20 protein-coding genes are annotated in these 18,938 nt (G+C 38.4%); 11 read left to right on the forward strand and 9 right to left on the reverse strand.

Features of this window, described 5'->3' with window-relative positions:
- Nucleotides 1–14: 14 nt before the first annotated feature.
- Entirely contained in the window at nucleotides 15–827 is an 813-nt protein-coding gene (locus SAR02S_RS05765) for a peptidylprolyl isomerase (RefSeq protein ID WP_041957777.1), read from the reverse strand.
- Nucleotides 828–945: 118 nt separating this feature from the next.
- On the opposite strand from SAR02S_RS05765, the gene nth reads away from it, so the two are divergent.
- The gene (gene nth / locus SAR02S_RS05770; protein WP_041957779.1) at nucleotides 946–1,587 is read left to right on the forward strand and encodes an endonuclease III; all 642 of its coding nucleotides are present in this window, start codon (nucleotides 946–948) and stop codon (nucleotides 1,585–1,587) included.
- Here nth and SAR02S_RS05775 read toward each other — a convergent pair whose 3' ends face one another.
- Nucleotides 1,588–2,151 carry a thioredoxin family protein gene (locus tag SAR02S_RS05775; RefSeq protein ID WP_041957781.1) on the reverse strand — a complete coding sequence of 188 codons (564 nt, stop codon included), beginning with the start codon at nucleotides 2,149–2,151 and terminating at the stop codon, nucleotides 1,588–1,590. It lies immediately after the preceding gene.
- Between the two features lie 3 nt (nucleotides 2,152–2,154).
- Nucleotides 2,155–3,444: a zinc-binding metallopeptidase family protein gene (locus SAR02S_RS05780; protein WP_041957782.1), complete on the reverse strand. Its 1,290-nt coding sequence runs from the start codon at nucleotides 3,442–3,444 to the stop codon at nucleotides 2,155–2,157.
- Nucleotides 3,445–3,489: 45 nt separating this feature from the next.
- On the opposite strand from SAR02S_RS05780, the gene SAR02S_RS05785 reads away from it, so the two are divergent.
- From SAR02S_RS05785 to SAR02S_RS05795, 3 genes are all read left to right on the forward strand, one after another.
- Entirely contained in the window at nucleotides 3,490–3,720 is a 231-nt protein-coding gene (locus SAR02S_RS05785; protein WP_041957784.1) for a hypothetical protein, read from the forward strand.
- Nucleotides 3,721–3,726: 6 nt separating this feature from the next.
- Nucleotides 3,727–4,626: a tRNA 5-methoxyuridine(34)/uridine 5-oxyacetic acid(34) synthase CmoB gene (gene cmoB / locus SAR02S_RS05790; RefSeq protein WP_041957785.1), complete on the forward strand. Its 900-nt coding sequence runs from the start codon at nucleotides 3,727–3,729 to the stop codon at nucleotides 4,624–4,626.
- A gap of 179 nt (nucleotides 4,627–4,805) precedes the next feature.
- The gene (locus SAR02S_RS05795; RefSeq protein WP_052433545.1) at nucleotides 4,806–5,351 is read left to right on the forward strand and encodes a thioesterase; all 546 of its coding nucleotides are present in this window, start codon (nucleotides 4,806–4,808) and stop codon (nucleotides 5,349–5,351) included.
- Here SAR02S_RS05795 and SAR02S_RS05800 read toward each other — a convergent pair.
- Nucleotides 5,346–5,939 (reverse strand): MBL fold metallo-hydrolase, encoded by a 594-nt coding sequence (locus SAR02S_RS05800; protein WP_041957787.1) that lies wholly within the window; start codon nucleotides 5,937–5,939, stop codon nucleotides 5,346–5,348. The two genes, SAR02S_RS05795 and SAR02S_RS05800, sit on opposite strands and share 6 nt — an antisense overlap.
- Before the next feature lie 134 nt (nucleotides 5,940–6,073).
- Here SAR02S_RS05800 and SAR02S_RS05805 point away from each other — a divergent pair, with 134 nt between their 5' ends.
- Genes SAR02S_RS05805 through kdsB form a run of 6 tightly spaced genes read left to right on the forward strand, consistent with a single transcriptional unit; the run spans nucleotide 6,074 to nucleotide 11,994 of the window.
- Nucleotides 6,074–6,841, forward strand: a complete 768-nt coding sequence (locus SAR02S_RS05805; RefSeq protein ID WP_041957790.1) for an NAD+ synthase — start codon at nucleotides 6,074–6,076, stop codon at nucleotides 6,839–6,841.
- A 9-nt stretch (nucleotides 6,842–6,850) separates the two neighbouring features.
- A complete protein-coding gene (locus tag SAR02S_RS05810) occupies nucleotides 6,851–7,984 on the forward strand; it encodes a DegT/DnrJ/EryC1/StrS family aminotransferase (RefSeq protein WP_041957792.1) in 1,134 nt (377 codons plus the stop codon).
- Nucleotides 7,977–8,915, forward strand: a complete 939-nt coding sequence (locus tag SAR02S_RS05815; protein WP_232293997.1) for a tetraacyldisaccharide 4'-kinase — start codon at nucleotides 7,977–7,979, stop codon at nucleotides 8,913–8,915. Before SAR02S_RS05810 ends, SAR02S_RS05815 begins: the two co-directional genes overlap by 8 nt.
- Nucleotides 8,916–8,948: 33 nt before the next feature.
- On the forward strand, nucleotides 8,949–9,800 hold the full coding sequence (argB, locus tag SAR02S_RS05820; protein ID WP_041957796.1) for an acetylglutamate kinase: 852 nt from the start codon (nucleotides 8,949–8,951) through the stop codon (nucleotides 9,798–9,800).
- A gap of 5 nt (nucleotides 9,801–9,805) precedes the next feature.
- Entirely contained in the window at nucleotides 9,806–11,293 is a 1,488-nt protein-coding gene (thrC, locus tag SAR02S_RS05825) for a threonine synthase (RefSeq protein ID WP_041957798.1), read from the forward strand.
- Complete coding sequence (gene kdsB, locus SAR02S_RS05830) at nucleotides 11,290–11,994, forward strand: 3-deoxy-manno-octulosonate cytidylyltransferase (RefSeq protein WP_041957799.1); 705 nt, start codon at nucleotides 11,290–11,292, stop codon at nucleotides 11,992–11,994. The genes thrC and kdsB overlap by 4 nt, the downstream gene beginning before the upstream one ends.
- 36 nt (nucleotides 11,995–12,030) lie before the next feature.
- On the opposite strand, the gene SAR02S_RS05835 is transcribed toward kdsB, so the two are convergent.
- Together SAR02S_RS05835 and dsbD are read right to left on the reverse strand one after the other, a co-directional pair.
- Nucleotides 12,031–12,321, reverse strand: coding sequence for a hypothetical protein (locus tag SAR02S_RS05835; RefSeq protein WP_041957800.1), 291 nt, complete (start codon nucleotides 12,319–12,321; stop codon nucleotides 12,031–12,033).
- A complete protein-coding gene (gene dsbD / locus SAR02S_RS05840; RefSeq protein WP_052433546.1) occupies nucleotides 12,322–14,070 on the reverse strand; it encodes a protein-disulfide reductase DsbD in 1,749 nt (582 codons plus the stop codon).
- A 116-nt stretch (nucleotides 14,071–14,186) separates the two neighbouring features.
- On the opposite strand from dsbD, the gene ppk2 reads away from it, so the two are divergent.
- The gene (gene ppk2 / locus SAR02S_RS05845; RefSeq protein WP_084218457.1) at nucleotides 14,187–15,080 is read left to right on the forward strand and encodes a polyphosphate kinase 2; all 894 of its coding nucleotides are present in this window, start codon (nucleotides 14,187–14,189) and stop codon (nucleotides 15,078–15,080) included.
- 168 nt (nucleotides 15,081–15,248) lie between these two features.
- On the opposite strand, the gene SAR02S_RS13195 is transcribed toward ppk2, so the two are convergent.
- From SAR02S_RS13195 to grpE, 3 genes are all read right to left on the reverse strand, one after another.
- Nucleotides 15,249–16,280: an HD-GYP domain-containing protein gene (locus tag SAR02S_RS13195; protein ID WP_052433547.1), complete on the reverse strand. Its 1,032-nt coding sequence runs from the start codon at nucleotides 16,278–16,280 to the stop codon at nucleotides 15,249–15,251.
- A 181-nt stretch (nucleotides 16,281–16,461) separates the two neighbouring features.
- Complete coding sequence (gene dnaK, locus SAR02S_RS05855) at nucleotides 16,462–18,348, reverse strand: molecular chaperone DnaK (protein WP_041957802.1); 1,887 nt, start codon at nucleotides 18,346–18,348, stop codon at nucleotides 16,462–16,464.
- Nucleotides 18,349–18,369: 21 nt separating this feature from the next.
- Nucleotides 18,370–18,936 carry a nucleotide exchange factor GrpE gene (gene grpE, locus SAR02S_RS05860; RefSeq protein WP_084218458.1) on the reverse strand — a complete coding sequence of 189 codons (567 nt, stop codon included), beginning with the start codon at nucleotides 18,934–18,936 and terminating at the stop codon, nucleotides 18,370–18,372.
- Nucleotides 18,937–18,938: the final 2 nt, after the last annotated feature.

The raw sequence follows: 18,938 nt of genomic DNA on the forward strand, positions 1-18,938 counted from the left end.
GGCTTTTTTAGGGGTTATTTAATTGTTACTTTTGCATTTTTTCTAAGAGTTTTTGCTTTATCGGCTACTAAAATACGGAATTTCTCCATTTTCAAGCCATTTTCGATTTGTGGTTTAACAACATCAAAGGTTGCTTTTTCAGCAGCTTTTGTATCTTCAACTAAGATAACATGGAAACCAAATTGTGTTTGGACTGGAGTTTTAGTGATTTCACCTTTTTTAAGTGCAAATGCTGCATCTGAGAAAGGTTTAACCATTTGATTTGCGGCAAACCATCCAAGCTCTCCGCCACCTTGACCACTTGGTCCTGTTGATTTTGTCGTTGCGAGCTCAACAAATTTATCGTTAAGTTTTTGACCACTGAGTCCATCAAGTTCTTTGATAACATCTTTAGCTTCTTGCTCAGTTTTTACAAGTACGTGTCTTGCTTTAACTGTTGCAGGTTGCATAAATTTGTCAGCGTTTTTGTCATAATAATCTTTAACATCTTTTGCATCTACTTTAACACCATCATAGATTTTTTTCATCCATACTTCAAGTGCAAGATCTGCTTTGATGCGTTTAAGTGCTTCAGCATAATCTTTCTCTTTTTCAACACCACTTTTTGTTGCTTCTGTTGTCAAAAGTTTACGCTCAACTGCTTGCTCAACAATTTTTTGCTTTGCATCAGAAGGTAGTTCTTCAAACTTTGCACCTTGCATTGCGCGCATAAGCACAGCAATATCTTGGTCATTGACATCTTCACCGTTTACAGTTGCATAAACTGTTGCATTTAAACTTACACCTAGTACTGCCGCAGCAATACTACTTAGAATAACTTTTTTCACTAAGATCCTTTATTGAAGTAATTCGCGTATTGTACCCCAAATCATATTACTATTTCTTAAACGAAATGTTAATTTTAAGGATTGTCGGTATAATTTTTCAAAAACAGATGAGAATGAAATGAAAAAAGCCACCCAAAAAGAGATTACAGCCATAAAAGCTCTTTTTTTAGAACACTATCCGACAGCTGTTACTGAACTGAAATACGCCTCTTTGTACGAACTTTTAGTCTGCGTTATGCTCTCAGCCCAATGTACAGATAAACGTGTGAACCTCATCACACCTGCTCTATTCGAGCGTTACCCTACGGTTGAAGCGCTCTCCAAGGCAAATCTTGATGAGGTCAAATCATTTATCAACTCCTGTTCTTTTTTCAATAACAAAGCAGTCAATCTTCTTAAAATGGCTCAAAAAGTGGTTGAGCTTTATGATGGAGAGATTCCTTTAGACGAACAAAAATTGATGGGACTTGCGGGGGTGGGACAAAAAACAGCGCATGTTGTCATGATCGAATATGCCAATGCCAATTTAATGGCAGTCGATACCCATGTCTTTCGGGTCTCACACCGATTGGGACTCTCAAGTGCTAAAACAGCTACAAAAACAGAAGAAGAGTTAACGAAGATTTTTAAAAGTGAACTACACACCCTTCATCAAGCGATGGTACTTTTTGGTAGATACACCTGCAAAGCTGTCCATCCCTTGTGTGAAGCGTGTTTTTTAAAAGAGTATTGTAAGACAACACAGAGTTTCAAGCCCTAATTAACCTGTAACCGTATTGATCCATTTAATAGAACAACCTTGTGAAGGGAATTGTTCTTTTGGCGCTTCTTGTTTACTAAAGAGCAACATCACTGCTTCTCTAAGATCTTCTTCTTTGACACTGCGTGCATCTTGCCAGTTATCATCCAACCTTCCATGATAATAGAGCTTTTCTTCGCCATCAAAAAGGAAAATATCAGGCGTACAGACGGCACCCAAACTCCTTGCAACGCTCTGATTTTCATCAATCAGATAAGGAAACTCGATGTTCATCTCTTTGATTTTATCAAGCATATGAGAAGGTGAATCTTCGGGGTAGTTGGGGTGAATATTGGGATTGATCGCTACCGTCGTAATATCGAGTTTTTTAGCAAATTCAGCAACCGTATTAAGCCTTTTCCAAATAGCATTTGAGTAAGGACAATGATTGCACATCACGGCGATCATAAAACCACCCTTACCAAAGAGTTCTTTACTTTTAAAACGTTTTCCAGTGGGATCTTCCAGTTCAAAATGCTCTAGTACGTGACCAAGTTCGATTGAAGCTGAGTGTATCAGTGCCATGGTTTAATCCTTATAGGTGTTAATAATTTTTTGAACAATAACGGCTGTATTTTTAACAGAGTTTATGTCGCACTCTTCTCTTAGTGAATGCGGATAGCGAATGGTTGGTCCAATAGAGACAGCCTCTATCTTTTTAGGCTGACGTGAAATCAACTCACCACACTCTAGTCCTGCATGAATCGCTTTAAAAGCTGTGTGAGGATAAAACTCTTTCATCACCGCTTGCACACTTAGTGCAAATGAAGTTGTCTCTGGGTTCCATGCACCATGCCAACCTTCCTGTTTTACATCAAAGCCAAGTGCCTTAAAAAAAGCTATTGTTTCATGTGTTAGTATAGCCAAATTTTTATCGTCCATCGCACGTGCTGCACAGTCAAGTCTTAACACATTATCAAACATGGAGACGATGCCAAGATTGATGCTCATAGAAGGAATATTAAGGGCTCTGTCCCACTCACGTATCCCTTGAGCAAAAGCGCCAAGTGCCTTAATAATAGCGCTTGATTGATCGATAAAATGGGTATAAGCTCCCTTTTCTAAACTCTTTACATGTAAACGTGAATCTTCTACATGTAAAGCTGTTTTTGAAGACACAATGGCTGTTGCACTTTTAGGGATAGCATTGCGCCTTTCTCCACCGTGTAAAGCAATAAGTGAAACGTCGTGTTTTAAAAGCTCATACCCCAGTGCTTTAATGGCGGAAGGTATCTTTTTATCAATGTCCACGCCTGAATGACCCCCTAAAAAATCAAATGCGCTGATTTCATAGAGTTTGGCATCTTCATCCAAAGGAGTGTACTGCAAAACTAAAGAAGCAATGATATCAGAACCACCTGCACAACCGATGTAGATCTCGCCCTCTTCTTCAGCATCAAGATTGAGTAGATTTGATGCTTTAAGAGGCAAGCTAAACTGCATCGCCCCTATAAGTCCTACCTCTTCATCAGATGTAAAAAGACACTCTAAATCATCATTGTGCTCCATTGCCCAAAACATGATTGCCATCCCCATACCGTTATCTGCACCTAAAGTAGAGTTTTTGGCTTTTAAAAGAGTACCATCCATCACGATCTCTATCTTCTGGGTATCACCAATGCAGACCATATCGTAATGGGCTTGTAGACAGATTTTTGGTTTGCCTTTTTGGCATAGAATATTTCCCACATGATCTTCTTGTACCAAAAATCCAAGTGAGTCTGCAAATGTTTTAATACTCTCTTTCATCTGCGTCGTATGATAACTACAACGAGGAATTGCCGTGATTGCTTTAAAATGCTCTAATATTTGCTCCATCGAAGCCCTTGAAAATTTAATAAATGAAATGCTATTATAGCTACTATGAAAACAATATTAATCCTTCTCACAGGGCTTCTTTTACAAGGTTGCATCTATTTCAATGATAGAGGTGTCTCAAATCGTTATTACAGTGATTGTAAAGAGTACTACGATGGCATGGGTATCTACCATAAAGAATGCGATGAAAATCTTGTCGAGTATAAAACCGTTACCGATGGCGTCAAAAAAGGGGTTGATAAGAGTGTTGAAACTACCAAAAGCCTTTTTGAATAACCCTGTATGCCTTTAAATGAACTTCGCCAAGAGCGATTAAAATGGTTAGAGTGGAAAGATATTGCACCGATGAGAGAAGCACTTGCGTCTCTTCCTCTGATTGAAAACATCACCTCTACTTTTGGTAATAGTGTTACGATTGATGCTTTACATGTAAACGATTCCAACAAAGAAACGATCAAAGAGTGTGCCCTTGCACTTCGTCCTTGGCGCAAAGGACCCTTTGAGCTTTTTGGTACATTTATCGACACCGAATGGCAAAGTTTTATCAAGTACAATCTGTTAGAGCCCTACTTTAATCTAAAAGGTAAAGTTGTTGGTGATATTGGCTGTAACAATGGTTATTATCTGTTTCGTATGCTCTCTCAAAAGCCTAAAAAGCTGGTAGGATTTGACCCTTCGGCTTTGTATAAAACACAGTTTGATTTTATAAACCACTTTGCGAAAAGCGATATTGTCTATGAGATGTTAGGGGTCGAGCATCTTCCTCTGTATGAGCACAAATTTGACACCCTCTTTTGTTTAGGAGTCCTTTACCATCGAAGTGATCCTATTCAAACCCTTAAAGCGCTCTACCAAGGGCTTAATCCTGAGGGAGAGCTGATTTTAGATACATTTATGATCGATGGCGATACGCCTGTAGCGCTTTGTCCATCGAAAACTTACTCTAAAATACCTAATGTCTATTTTGTACCAACGATCCCAGCACTTATTAACTGGCTAGAACGTGCAAAATTTAGAGATATTGAAGTATTAGAGATCAAAAAAACCGATGCCAACGAACAGCGCAAAACTGAGTGGATTTACGGCGAAAGTTTAGAACAGTTTTTAGATCCAAACAACCCAGAACTTACCATTGAAGGGTTTCCTGCCCCTAAGAGAGTTTACATTAAAGCAAAACGTTAAATCCGTCGATTTGCCCACATTAGTAATAGATGTGTTGTGAAAAAATCAATTTGTGTAAAATTATAGCGCTCTAAGCGCGTGGGATCTCTACCCAAGAGAACCTAGTGTTAACGTAGTTTTTAAAGCTTTGCTTTAAAAGCGTGTCAAGAATTAAATATAGAAAACAGCAAGGATGCTACATGGCACAGAGTAAAGCGGGATTAATCAAAGAGATGATCGATAATACCACTAATTTTGAAGACGATTTAGAATTATCGGATGACATGTCACTCGATTCGACCAATTTTTTAAATGACGATCTCAAAACGCATCTTAAAATTAAAAGTTCTCTTATTGGAAACCTTACAGAACTTAAAAAAAACAGTTCTAAAGTCGTTTTGCAAACAACCAACGAAATGAGTGTTGATGAATTGGGCTTAATTCACAGTGGTTTTCTTTTCGGATCAGCAGAATATGCTGCTGTTGCCGCGGTAAATGAACCTAATGTTGTCATTATTGGATGTCGTTCTAAATTTTTTGCACCTGCAAAAGTAGGAGATTTAGTCAGTTTTGAAGCGAAAGGTCGTTTTGAAGATGCACGTAAACGCGAAATTAAAGTCGTTGGAATGATTAACGAGATTAAAGTGTTTGAAGGTATCTTTCAAGCGGTTATTCTTGAACGTCATATCCTTCAAACAAAAATTGATGAACTCCACGCTAGTTTCAACCCAAAAGAGTTTTCATAAAAAACTAAACCAATATGGTACGTTTTTTTGTTCAACTTTAAGCGTTGTACTTTCTCCATGCCCTGGAAAAATTTCCCAATCAGCATCAATGAGTAGGAATTTTTCCAAACTTTGGCGCATTTGATCACTACTACTGTAAGGAAAATCATACCGACCTATAGAGTTTTTAAAAATAAAATCTCCACTGAAAAGTGCATTTTCAATTAAAATAGCACTGCATCCAGGTGTGTGCCCTGGAAAATGCATAAACGCTACGTTGATACCTTCTATAACAAAACTTTGATCGCCAACCACAGCAACATCGGCATGACTTGAAGGCGTACCTTGAATAAAAGGGTCATCTTGCAACATAAAACAGTCGTCCGCTGGAGCATAAATTGGGATATGAAGCGCTTCCACAAGGGCAGCATTACTCCACACATGATCGAAATGGCCATGCGTATTTAAAATCGCAACAGGATGATGCACATTGTGCAATACCCACTCGGTAGCATCCATACCCGGATCAATAATAATTTCTTTTCCATCAATGCTTACGATATAACAATTGGTTCCATAGGCCCCACAGGCCTTACTTTTTAGTTGCATTTTTCACTTCTTTTGGTTATTTCTAAAATTTTAACACATCTCATCTTAGTTTGCTTTGGAAGCTTAAAAGATTGCATTAATTTTAAGTTTAGTATAATTGGATCGTTGCTCAAATTGCTTATGAGGTTACTGTCGTGAACAAATACCAAACCATCGAAAATTATTTAGTTAAATTCCTTCAAGATGAGGTGCGTAAAGCTGGTTTTTCAAAAGTAGTCTTAGGTATCAGTGGTGGTGTAGATTCTGCTGTTGTTGCCGTTCTTGCGCATAAAGCTTTTAAAGATAATTTATTAGGCATCATGCTTCCTGCGTCTACTTCAAGCCATGCAAGTTTAGAGCATGCAACAGAACTTTGCCAGAAATTTGGAATTAGAGTTGAAAAAATTCCTGTAGGTCCACTGGTAGACACCTACTTCCACGATAAAAAAGATGCTTCAAAACTTCGCATTGGTAACTTTAGTGCACGCATGCGTATGTCTGTTTTATATGACATTTCAGCACGTGAAAATGCGCTCGTACTAGGAACAGGCAATAAAAGCGAAATTCTTCTTGGCTACGGTACCATTTTTGGCGACCTCGCATGTGCCATCAACCCTATTGGTGAACTTTATAAAACAGAAATATTTGAATTTGCAGCACACCTTGGTGTGCCACACTCCATTCTCACGAAAGCGCCATCAGCTGATCTTTGGGAAGACCAAAGTGATGAGGGAGAGTTTGGATTTAGCTACGCAGACATTGACCAAGTTCTCTATGCCCATATGGAAGAAGGCAAGAATAAAGAAGCCCTTCTCTCTTCTGGCTACGACCTTGAGCTTGTTGAGATGGCACTAGAGCGTATTGCAAGTAATAGATTTAAAGGTAAACTCCCAACCATAGCTGATTTGACAGCGGTAAAATAAAGGATAAACATGAAAGAAATACCATTTTATAAACCATTTATCGACCAAAGAGAAAAGAGCCTTATCAATGAAGTTTTGGATTTGGAAAAAGCAAATAAAGTTGAAATACTTGAAAAAGAATTTGTAAAATACACGGGATGTGGCGATGCCATTTCAACGGTTAATGGAACAGCGGCTATGCATCTTGCGATGTGTGCGTTAGATCTTAAACGTGGCGATAAAATCATCTGCTCTGTTAACGCATTTCCTTCTGTTGCCGAAGTCGTTCGTCATTTTGATGCTGAGCCTATTTTTGTAGATATTGACAAAGATGATTTTAATATCGATATTGATCAATTAGAAAGTGTTTTGAAAAACAATAAAGCTAAAAAGCTCAAAGGTGCATTTATCAGTCACATAGCGGGACAACCTGCGGATATGGCTCGCATTTATGAACTTGCGAAACAGTATGACATCAAAATTGTAGAAGATGCAACAGCTGCCCTTGGTGCTACGTATAATGGTAAAAAAATTGGTTCACTTGAAGCAGACATTACCGTTTTTCGTTTTAATCCACAATCCAATAACTCCGTATCGAGTGCTGGTATGATGACCACCAAAGACCCTGAATTATCAGCCCGTGCACGCCTGCTTCGCAACCATGCACTTGTAGGTGAAGGTTGGGATAAATTCGGTAACCTCGGTTATGTTTACGATGTTGTTGATATAGGACTTAAATACGATCTTAATGAGCTAAATGCCGCTTTTGCCATCGGTCAACTCGAAAAAAATGAGAGCTTTATTGAGCGAAGACTTGAAATTGCAGACATCTATAACCGTGAGCTCGCTTCGTGTCCTCACGTTTCGACACCTATTAAAAAGCGCGACCATACGTATGCACAATACATTATCAAAATTGATAAAAACAGAGATAATTTTGCAAAAGAGCTGAAAGAGCGTGGTATCTATACAGGTCTTCACTATATTCCAATCCATCTTTTAAGCTACTACAAGCACAAGTACAATTTACGTGTTAATGACTTTCCAAAAGCGCTTAGTAATTACCAACAAATTTTATCCCTTCCAATCTATTCAAGCCTAAGTGACAAAGATGTTCTGCATATTTGTGAACAGATTAAAGAGATTGCTAAAAATCGTGTTTAATCGATCACGTTTTATATTGTGGGTAGAAGCCTATCTCTTCTACCCAACTTCTTTCTTTCAACGGTTTTTATCGTACCTTCTCCTCCCCTTGAGTGCTATTTATTGCACGATTGTTTTGTACAAACGATTCAGAGGCAGACAAAAAAAACTCTTTTTTACCATACCTATTGTGAGCATTGGAAACTTGACGGTTGGCGGTAATGGTAAAACACCTTTTTGCATTGCTTTAGCCAAAGAACACTCCAATATAGCCATTGTTCTTCGAGGCTATGGAAGAAAATCACATGGACTTATTTTAGTCTCTGATAATGGAAAAATTATGTGTGATGCAATGGCCAGTGGTGATGAGGCAATGCTCTATGCCAAATCATTACCTGATTCGACAGTTATTGTCAGTGAAGATCGTGTCGAAGCAATTCGCTTTGCTAAAAAACGAGGTGCTAAAATCATCTTTTTAGATGATGGTTTTTCTAAAAGCTATATTGAAAAAATCGATATTTTAGTCAAACCAAATCCTGAGCCACAAAACAGCTTTTGTCTTCCTAGTGGTCCTTATAGAGAACCTCGCTTTCTATACAAATATGCTGATCTAGTCATTTCAGAGGGACATGATTTTGTGCGCCATGTAGAAGTTTTCAATCCAACAGAAAAAATGCTTTTAGTGACAGCCATCTCAAAACCTAGTAGACTAGATGCCTATTTACCAGACAATGTTATCGCAAAAGTGACGTATGAAGATCATTACATGTACAATGAAAAAGAGCTAGAAGCATTACTTCGTGAACATAATGCAACAAGCATTTTAACAACTCAAAAAGATGCTGTGAAAATGTCTACGTTTGATATCCCCCTCTCCATTCTCAAGCTTGAAGTCGAAATCTTCTCCGAAACCAAAACAAAAATCAACGCACTTTTAGCTCCTAAACGCTAAAATAAGGCTTTAACCTTTACAGAAGGATTTGCTGTGCAACACAAAATACAACAAGCACAAATCTTGATGGACGCATTGCCGTACATTAAACAATTTAGCAAAAAAACCATTGTTATCAAATACGGCGGAGCTGCACAAATCAATCCCGCGCTTAAAGAACAATTTGCAAAAGATATTGTTCTGCTCTATCTTGTAGGAATTAAGCCTGTTATTGTCCATGGCGGCGGCAAAAAAATCAACTCTCTTCTTGATAAATTAGAAGTCAAAAGTACCTTCGTTGACGGACTTCGCGTTACAGATGAACAAGTCATGGAAGTCGTTGAGATGGTTCTAAGCGGAAGTATTAATAAAGAGATAACAACCCTTTTAAACCATCATGGAGCAAAAGCCATTGGAATTACAGGCAAAGATGCAAACTTTATGCATGCCAAACCCATGGACAATGGCAAATACGGTTTAGTAGGTGATATTACCAAAATTGATAAAAAAGTACTCAAACACCTTATCCGTGAGAAATTTATCCCTGTTATTGCCCCTATTGCAGCAGGTGATACAGTTGATCATCCAGGGTATAACATCAATGCGGATCTTGCCGCCAGTAAAATTGCCGTAGCGTTGAAAGCCAAAAAAATAATTTTTCTCACAGACACTCCTGGTGTTCTTGATAAAGAAGGCAATCTTATTTCAAGCCTTGATAAAACAAAAATCAAAGCCCTTAAAAAAGATGGCACCATCAGTGGTGGAATGATCCCAAAACTTGACGCTTGCTTAGAAACCATCAGAGGTGGTGTTGAATGCGCTCACATTATTGATGGCAGAGTTGAACACTCTATCCTCTTAGAGCTCTTTACCAAAAATGGTATTGGCACAATTATTAAAGAATAAGGACTATTATGTTTATCGAAACTCGTGGAAATGATGGTATTAAACCAAATAAAGTTCCCTTTTCATTTGCTATTTTAAATCCAAGTGCAAGTTTTGGCGGACTTTATGTGCCTGAGAACTTACCTAAAATTGATACAGCATTTTTGGAAAAGGCTTCAAAAAAGAGCTACAAAGAGATCACGCTTGATATTTTAAGACTCTTCAACATTGATATTGAAGAAGAAGTCATGCAAAAAGCGGTTGCATTGTATGATGCATTTGATGATGCGAATGAACCTACACCACTGACGCAAATCGAAGAAGATCTTTTTGTCAATGAACTTTATCATGGCCCGACGCGTGCCTTTAAAGATATGGCTTTGCAACCTTTTGGCTACATTCTTTCCCATCTTGCTCAAAAGCTCGATGAACAATACCTCATTTTGGCAGCAACCAGTGGCGACACAGGTCCAGCAACGCTTGATACCTTTGCCAACAAGCCAAACATCAACGTCGTGTGCCTTTATCCTGATGGTGGAACGAGTGATGTTCAACGCCTTCAAATGACAACGCAAAAAAGTCCAAATCTTAAAATTATTGGTATTCATGGCAACTTTGATGATGCTCAAAATGCTCTCAAAACCCTGCTTGCATCACCTAGTTTCAAAGAAGCACTTAGTGCAAAAGACATTAAACTCAGTGCAGCAAACTCGGTGAATTTTGGACGTATCATTTTCCAAATCATCTATCACATTTATGCCTATATTGCGCTGTTAAAACAAGGCAAAGTAGCACTTGGAAAGCCTTTTTACACAATCATTCCTAGCGGTAACTTTGGTAATGCTTTGGGTGCGTATTATGCAAAAAAGATGGGGCTTCCAATTGAGAAAATTCTCATAGCGTCTAACATCAATAACATTTTAACCGATCTGATTAGCACAGGTATTTACGACCTACGAAACAGAACGCTTTTACAAACAACTTCCCCGGCAATGGATATTTTGATCTCATCTAATGTCGAACGTGTCTTGTTCGATAAATTTGGTGCAGCGCGCACTAAAGAGCTTATGGAAGCACTCAAAGAGAATAAACTTTATACGTTAAATAAAGAAGAACTAGCAAGTTTACAAAATGATTTTGAAGCAGTTTACTGTGATGATACGTTTGGTAAAGAGCAAATTCGCCACTATGCTGCCAAAGGCTATGTGATGGATCCGCATACCGCAACGTGTCTTAAAGCGTATAAAGAGCTTAAAGCAAAACCACTTCCGTGTGTTCTTTGTTCTACTGCAGAATGGACGAAATTTGCCCCAACCATGCTCAATGCTATCAATCAAAACAGTGTCAAATACAGTGATAAAGAAGCACTTGAAGGTATTGTCAAATCTTTACATGTAAAGATTCCAAACTGCATCAGCACTCTCTTTAACGAGCCTGTTATTCACGATAAAGTTGTCGCAAAAGAAAACATTGAAGCAGAGATTTTTGACTTTTTAAATAAGGCACGTCAATGATTATTATCCCTGCCCGCCTTGCTTCTACACGCTTTCCCAATAAAATCTTGGCTAACATCAATGGGCTACCTATGGTCATTGCAACAGCCAAACGCGTGCAAAACCTTGATGACGTTGCTATTGCCGCTGATACTGAAGAAGTCGTGACTCTGGCAAAAGGTTATGGTTTTAAAGCGATTCTCACGTCTCAAGAGCATCAAAGCGGAACGGATCGCATTAATGAAGCAGCAGCAAAACTAGCTCTTCCTGAGAATGAGATCATTGTCAATGTGCAAGCTGATGAGCCGTTCATTGAAGAAGCTGTAGTGAAAAGTGTGATTGAGTGTGCCAAAAGTACCGATGCTATGATTACCAGTGCATGTAAAAAGATCGATCTTTTACATGTAAAAGATCCAAACCTTGTCAAAGTCATTTTAGACACACTTGGCAATGCTATCTATTTTTCCAGAAGTGCCATTCCGTATGATCGTGAAGGTGGATTTGAAGGCTATTTTGGACATTTAGGCATCTACGCATTCCGTAAAAAATCGCTTGAAACCTTTTGTGCCCTTTCTTACGCACCCATCGAGCATATTGAAAAATTAGAGCAACTGCGAGCCATTTACCATGGGTATAAAATTGCAATGGTGGAAGTGGAGAGTCAAAGTTTTGGAATCGATACCAAAGAAGATTTAGAGCGAGCACTCGCATTTTTTAAATAAACAAAACAAAGAGAGCCATGAAGCTCTCTTTACATTTTAGACCGCTACTGCCTCAAATGTATCATTTTCGTGATTGAAAAGATACGCTTCCATTGGATTTTCGCCCACTTGAAAGATAATTTTACACGACTCAAAACCTGATTTTTTAAGCCCTTTTGTGACCACTTCTAAGATAAACGTACGAGTGCTAAACATATGCGTTGTGGTGTCGCCCTCATATGCAAACGTTTCACCTTCTATCGGCGTTATGCCCTCTTTTTTGAGGTGTTTTTCAAATACCGTTTGGTCTTTTAACCCTTCAACTTCTACAATCAACACAACTTTCATTTACAGTCCTAATTTTTCTAAATGTATTAAAAACTCATCGGCATTTTTAAAGCCAACCAAACGTAACGCTGAAATCTCTTTTCCCTCTTTAAAAAACAAAATGGCAGGAGGTCCATAGATATTAAAGGCTTTTTGAAGCGCTTTATCTTCATCACTATTTTTCGTAACATCGGCTTTTAAAAGCGTGAATTTTTCAAGCTTTGCTTTCACTCTAGCATCGCTAAAAGTAAATTGTTCAAACTCCACACAATTCACACACCAGTCTGCATAAAAGTCCAACATAACAGGCTTTTGTGCATTTTTCAACGCAAGATTGAGCTCATCTATATTTTTGATCTTATTAAATGTTGTCGATGAAGCAAAAACTGCCACATTCTCTTTAAGCGTAAACTTCTCAAAAGGGGCTAGGGGATTGGTTGCGCCACTTAAAAAGCCTACTAAAAGTGCTACACCATACACAAGTGCCATAAATAAAAGGCTTTTAAGTACTTTTTGCCACCCTTTGGTATGCTCACGAAAAGACTCTAACGCCCCAAAATAGATGGAACTACTGATGATAAGCACTGCCCACAAAGCCATACTCACAAAACTTGGAATGATACGTGAAAGCATCCAAATGGCAACCCCTAAAAGCATCACGCCAAAAAAAGCTGTGATGTTTTGCATCCACATTCCAGGGCGAGGCATATAACGACCTGCTGTTGTACCAATGAGAAGAAGGGGTGCTCCCATACCAAGGCTCATGACAAACAGAGCACTCCCACCTAAGAGTGCATCTCCACTTTGAGAGATGTACATGAGCGCGCCCGCAAGTGGAGCCGCAACACATGGACCAACAATAAGCGCCGATAAAAAGCCCATAACCGCAATGCCAAATACACCTTGCGTTTGTGCTTCTCCTGTTTTTTTATTAACTCTATTTTGAATAAAAGAAGGCATCTTGATCTCGTAAAAACCAAACATTGAAAGCGCCAATAAAACAAAAATAGCACTAAAGACACCAATGACCCACGGATTTTGCATGGAAGCTTGCAAATTAGCACCAAAGAGTGCAGCAAGAACACCTGCTATGGTATAGGCTAGCGACATCGCAAGTACATAAACTAAAGAGAGCCAAAACCCTTTTTTCGCATTCATGGAAACAGTTGGTTGTGAGACAATGATAGAAGAGAGAATGGGAATCATCGGGAAAACGCAGGGCGTTAAAGAGAGTAAAAGACCAAAGCCAAAAAAGCTCAGAAGGACTAAAGCTACATTTTCACTCAGAAAACGCTCAGCAATGCTATCTTGCTCGGATAAAGAAGCACTACTCTGTGTACTGCCACCTTTGAGTTTAAAAGTAAACTCTTTGCTCATCGGCTGATAACAAATACCAAGTTCCGAACAGCCTTGATAAGAGAATTTAAGTGTAAAACTTCCCTTGTTAACCTCATTTTCCAGTAAACTTTGCGGTACAAAAAGTTCAAAAGGCTTGCGTTGTGTCATGGTGTCATGAAAATATTCAGGTTTAGGTTTTTCAACCATTGCTGAGATGTCAACTGCTTTAGGCTTTATAAGCTCTAATGCAATTTTATCATCATACAAGTAGATGCCCTCCCCCAAAACAACACTGATAATTACACCTTGAATGTTGTGTGTTGCTGTGATTTTAAAAGCCTCTTCGGGCGTTAAGAGCTTTGGCCTGTCAGCACCAAAAAGAGAGACCATTAGTAAAAAGAATACGGCAGAATATCGTAGAATATGTTGCACACAAACACCTTTTTTAAAATAATTTTCTATTGTAGCGAAGAAGTCTAAATGTTTTTTAAATTACAACGATTTTAAGAGTATTATTAGAGCATTACATGTAAAGACAGGAGTAAAGTATGGGCAAAAAGAAAAAAGAAAAAATAGTACTCCAAAATGAAGAGTTAGTAATCGCAAAAGAATCGACAAAAGAGAAAGATGATAAAGTCCAAATCTGGGTCAAAAAAAGCGAACTTAAATATGAAAAAGACCTCAAAAGACTCCAAATAGAACTGCTTAAATTTCAAAACCATGTTAAAGATAAAGGGCTTAAAGTGCTCATTATCATCGAAGGTCGTGATGCTGCGGGAAAAGGGGGAACCATCAAGCGCATTACCGAACACTTGAACCCTAGGGGTGCTAGAATTGTAGCTCTTTCGAAGCCTTCCGATACCGAACGCTCTCAGTGGTACTTTCAGCGTTATACAGAACACTTACCTTCTGCTGGGGAGATTGTTCTCTTTGATAGATCATGGTACAACCGTGCGGGTGTTGAGCCTGTTATGGGCTTTTGTACCCAAGAAGAACACAAGGAATTTTTGCGCGAAGTCTCCAAATTTGAAACGATGCTCGCCAATGCAGGCATTATCTTTTTCAAATTTTATTTTTCGGTGAGCAAAGAAGAGCAAGCAAAACGCTTTAAAGAGCGTAAAACAGACCCACTTAAACAGTTTAAACTCTCTCCTGTAGATGAAAAATCACAAGAATTGTGGGATCAATATACGGTTGCCAAGTATTCTATGCTTTTAGCCTCAAACAATCCTAAATGCCCGTGGACGATTATTCTCTCTGATGATAAGAAAAAAGCAAGAATTAACACAATTCGATACATTTTACAAAATGTCGAGTACCCTGAAAAAATCAAAAAAAGGCATCTTACAACAGATGATAACGTCGTACGCTCAGGGGAAGAAGAGATAGAAATTATGGAAAAAAGCTTGCCAAGTGAAAATCTTTCACATTTGAATGGATAACTGATGTTACACACTTTTTGTTTCTCATAAAACAAGTTTTATGAAGCTTTAGGAGGTGTCGGGGATCTATCCTTGAGCTTAAGCAATGGGGTTTTACTCATTGTTTAAGATACCGTTACGCAAACTGCGTAACATCAGTGGATAAGCTTTACATGTAAAGCGTTTACGTTACCTTAAATGCTGAATTAAAAGCTTAATATAATCAGCATCAAGTCTCGTTGTAGCTTCACCTCGAATCATGGATAAAGCGTTATAGGTGCTATAAGCACCTCTGTAAGGCTTTATCGTAATAAGAGCATCGAACATATCACAAATAGCAATAATTTTAGCAAATTTACTGATTCTTGAGTTTTGAAGCCCAATAGGATAACCACTGCCATCAAGTCTTTCATGATGCTCTTTAATCGCATTAATCACGACTCTCTCTTTTAAACCACTACGCTTGACTAAATTAACACTCGCTTCTGAATGTGTTTGAACAATTTTCATTTCTTCTTCATCCAAAAAATCAGGTTTATTCAGTAGCATTTCATCCCATTCGCACTTTCCAACATCATGTAACATGGCACCTAAAACCAATTTTTTCTGATCCGACATATCAATGCCTATTTGGCTTCCAATAATGGCCGAGAAAAAAGCAACCTTAACAAGATGTGCTGAGAGAGAATCTTTTTCATCTAAAAAATCATTGATCTTTGAAAGTGTGATACGCTCTTGATTGACAACGCAAACCAGTTCTTCTACAAGGATATCAATCGCTTCAATGGGGATATGTTTATCTTCTTTACGCCTAATCCACGCATCAAAAAGGTATTTTGCATTGATGTAAATAGCTTTTAACTTTCCAGTCATGTCATCCGTGCGCATTACAATTTGGTAAATATTGATACAATTTTTCACTGCCTCTTCAAAGCTCATAAAATCATCATCATCCGATAGATTATAGGTCTTAGCAAGACTTTCCTCTCGGTACTGTTTATACGCGCTATAGCTCTTATTTTCCACATAAATTTGTAAATCACGTTTGATGAGCTTAGTGAAGATTTCATCGTCTAAAATAGTGCCACTCTCAAGTAAAATGACAAACCCATTAAATCGTTGAATGTAACAGTCAAAATCCAAGCACGTCCCACGCCTAAAAAGACTCTTGTCAACGGGTGTAAAACCTTGATTTAAAAATATTTTTACAACTTTACCCATAATACAACACCTTCACTTTGTATGCTTAGCAAACGAATATTTTTTTGATTGTGTATATTGTACCACGTCAAAGTGAAATAAATAGGATTATTTGTTTTTAGGAGAAAAATGAAAGCAAAGAGCTTCTCCTAGCCGTATTCGCTTATGTGAAAATACGGCTAGGATAGTAAAAAAGAGGTTGTTATTCTACTTCAGCGTCGATGACATCGTCATCTTTTTTAGCTTTTGGTTTCTCACCGCCAGCTGCACCTGCTTCACCTTGATCTTTTTTATACATTGCTTCAGCAAGTTTGTGGCTCGCTTCGCTTAAAGATTTTACTTTTGCATCGATTTGCTCTTTTGTCGCACTCTCGTTTGCAAGAACTTCTTTAAGGGCTTTAAGCTCTGCTTCGATTTTTGCTTTCTCTTCAGCACTGATTGCATCGCCCATTTCACCTAAAGATTTCTCTGTTTGGTGAGCTAACGCATCGGCTTGATTTCTAGCATCAACCGCTTCTTTACGTTTTTTGTCTTCTTCTTTGTGAAGCTCAGCATCTTTAACCATTTTCTCGATCTCAGCATCGTCAAGTCCTGAGCTACCAGAGATTTTGATCTCTTGAACTTTACCAGTTGCTTTGTCTTTTGCAGATACAGTTAAAATACCATTTGCATCGATGTCAAATGCAACTTCGATTTGTGGAACACCACGAGGTGCTGGTGGAATGCTCTCAAGGTTAAATTGACCAAGTGATTTGTTATCTCTAGCAAACTCACGCTCCCCTTGAAGCGCATGAATGGTAACCGCTGGTTGGTTATCTTCCGCTGTTGAGAATACTTGAGATTTTTTAACAGGGATCGTTGTGCCTTTTTCAATGAGTTTAGTCATAACACCACCCAAAGTCTCGATACCAAGGCTTAGAGGAGTAACATCTAAAAGAAGAATATCTTTGACATCACCCTTGATAACCGCGCCTTGAATTGCTGCACCAATCGCTACAACTTCATCAGGGTTCACAGATTTGTTAAGCTCTTTCTCAAAAAATTCTTTTACTTTTTGTTGAACTAAAGGAACACGTGTTGATCCACCGACCATAACGATCTCTTTAATTTCACTTTTTTTAAGATCTGAATCGTTCACAACTTCCTTGATTTTTTTGATGGTAAGAGCCACTAAATCCTCAATCATAGACTCAAATTTTGCACGTGTGAGTTTTTTAACCAAGTGTTTAGGACCTGTTGCATCGGCTGTGATAAATGGCAAGTTAATCTCTGTCTCATTAGAAGAAGAGAGCTCTTTTTTTGCATTTTCAGCCGCTTCTTTAAGTCTTTGAAGTGCCATAACGTCTGATTTAAGATCGATGCCATTTTCATTTTTAAATTCTGCAACCAACCAGTCGATGAGTCTATTATCGAAGTCATCACCACCTAAGAATGCATCGCCACCGGTTGAGAGAACTTCAACAACATTATCACCCGTTTCTAGAACAGTAACGTCAAATGTTCCACCACCCAAGTCATAAACAACGATTTTTTCAGCCTCTTTTTTGTCTAAACCATAAGAGAGTGCCGCAGCCGTTGGCTCGTTGATAATACGAAGAACGTTTAAGCCAGCGATTGTACCCGCTTCTTTCGTCGCTTTTCTTTGGCTATCGTTAAAGTACGCAGGAACGGTAATAACCGCATCTGTTACTTCTTCACCAAGGTATGCTTCTGCATCTTCTTTAAGTTTCATCAAAACTTTTGCGCTGATCTCTTGTGGTGTATAGACTTTACCATCGATTTCAATCGCACATGCACCATTTCTATCAACAACCGCATATGGAAGACGTTTTTTAGCTTCATTTGCTTTATCTTCATTACTCATAAGACCCATAATTCTCTTAATAGAGTAAATCGTTCTTTTAGGATTTGTAACTGCTTGGCGTTTCGCAGTATCCCCTACAAGAACTTCTTCTTTATCTGTAAATGCAACAACGGATGGAGTCGTGTTTTTACCCTCTTTATTAGGGATAACTTTACTCTCTCCTCTTTCATACACAGAGACACATGAGTTTGTTGTTCCTAGATCAATTCCTATAACTTTTCCCATTTTTTATCCTTTTACTTTAATTTATTTTACGATGCTAACCATTGCTGGTCTTAAAATACGTTCTTTGATCTTGTAGCCTTTTTGGAAAACCTGCAAAATCTCACCACTACCTTTTTCTTCACTCTCTAATTGCATAACGGCTTCATGGAAATTCGGATCAAAAGTTCCTTCAATATCTACCAGTTCAACACCATGTTTTTCAAAAGCTTTTCTAAACTGCTCAATGGTTAACCCTAACCCCTCTTTGACTTTACTCAGAAGCTCTCCGCTTTCAATCTCAGCATTGCTTCCTGCAAGAATTGCCATTTCCAAAGAGTCAATCACAGGTAAAAGATCGCGTGCAAACACTTCGTGTGCATACGAAATGGCCTGCATTTTCTCTTTTTCCAAACGTCGTTTCATATTGTCAAAATCAGCATTGGCTCTTAAATACCTATCTTCAAGTTCAGCAACTTTGGATTGGAGTTCTTCAAGTTCGCTTTTTTGCTCACATTCACACGCTACGTCTTCATCATTTTCAGAACACTCAGGAACAATTTCAGCTGAAACATCAGCGATATTCTGTTCCTCTTTTATTTTTTCATCCACGT

This window comes from Sulfurospirillum arsenophilum NBRC 109478, assembly GCF_000813345.1.
Lineage (GTDB): Bacteria > Campylobacterota > Campylobacteria > Campylobacterales > Sulfurospirillaceae > Sulfurospirillum > Sulfurospirillum arsenophilum.

What these genes read in the sequence shown, in the direction of transcription:
- SAR02S_RS05780 (WP_041957782.1), bottom strand. Translation starts at nt 3,444, where the DNA reads ATGGAGCAAATATTAGAGCATTTTAAAGCAATCACGGCAATTCCTCGT.
- ppk2 (WP_084218457.1), top strand. Translation starts at nt 14,187, where the DNA reads ATGGGCAAAAAGAAAAAAGAAAAAATAGTACTCCAAAATGAAGAGTTA.
- SAR02S_RS05785 (WP_041957784.1), top strand. Translation starts at nt 3,490, where the DNA reads ATGAAAACAATATTAATCCTTCTCACAGGGCTTCTTTTACAAGGTTGC.
- SAR02S_RS05800 (WP_041957787.1), bottom strand. Translation starts at nt 5,939, where the DNA reads ATGCAACTAAAAAGTAAGGCCTGTGGGGCCTATGGAACCAATTGTTAT.
- SAR02S_RS05775 (WP_041957781.1), bottom strand. Translation starts at nt 2,151, where the DNA reads ATGGCACTGATACACTCAGCTTCAATCGAACTTGGTCACGTACTAGAG.
- dnaK (WP_041957802.1), bottom strand. Translation starts at nt 18,348, where the DNA reads ATGGGAAAAGTTATAGGAATTGATCTAGGAACAACAAACTCATGTGTC.
- kdsB (WP_041957799.1), top strand. Translation starts at nt 11,290, where the DNA reads ATGATTATTATCCCTGCCCGCCTTGCTTCTACACGCTTTCCCAATAAA.
- SAR02S_RS05810 (WP_041957792.1), top strand. Translation starts at nt 6,851, where the DNA reads ATGAAAGAAATACCATTTTATAAACCATTTATCGACCAAAGAGAAAAG.
- nth (WP_041957779.1), top strand. Translation starts at nt 946, where the DNA reads ATGAAAAAAGCCACCCAAAAAGAGATTACAGCCATAAAAGCTCTTTTT.
- SAR02S_RS05835 (WP_041957800.1), bottom strand. Translation starts at nt 12,321, where the DNA reads ATGAAAGTTGTGTTGATTGTAGAAGTTGAAGGGTTAAAAGACCAAACG.
- SAR02S_RS05795 (WP_052433545.1), top strand. Translation starts at nt 4,806, where the DNA reads ATGGCACAGAGTAAAGCGGGATTAATCAAAGAGATGATCGATAATACC.
- cmoB (WP_041957785.1), top strand. Translation starts at nt 3,727, where the DNA reads ATGCCTTTAAATGAACTTCGCCAAGAGCGATTAAAATGGTTAGAGTGG.
- SAR02S_RS13195 (WP_052433547.1), bottom strand. Translation starts at nt 16,280, where the DNA reads ATGGGTAAAGTTGTAAAAATATTTTTAAATCAAGGTTTTACACCCGTT.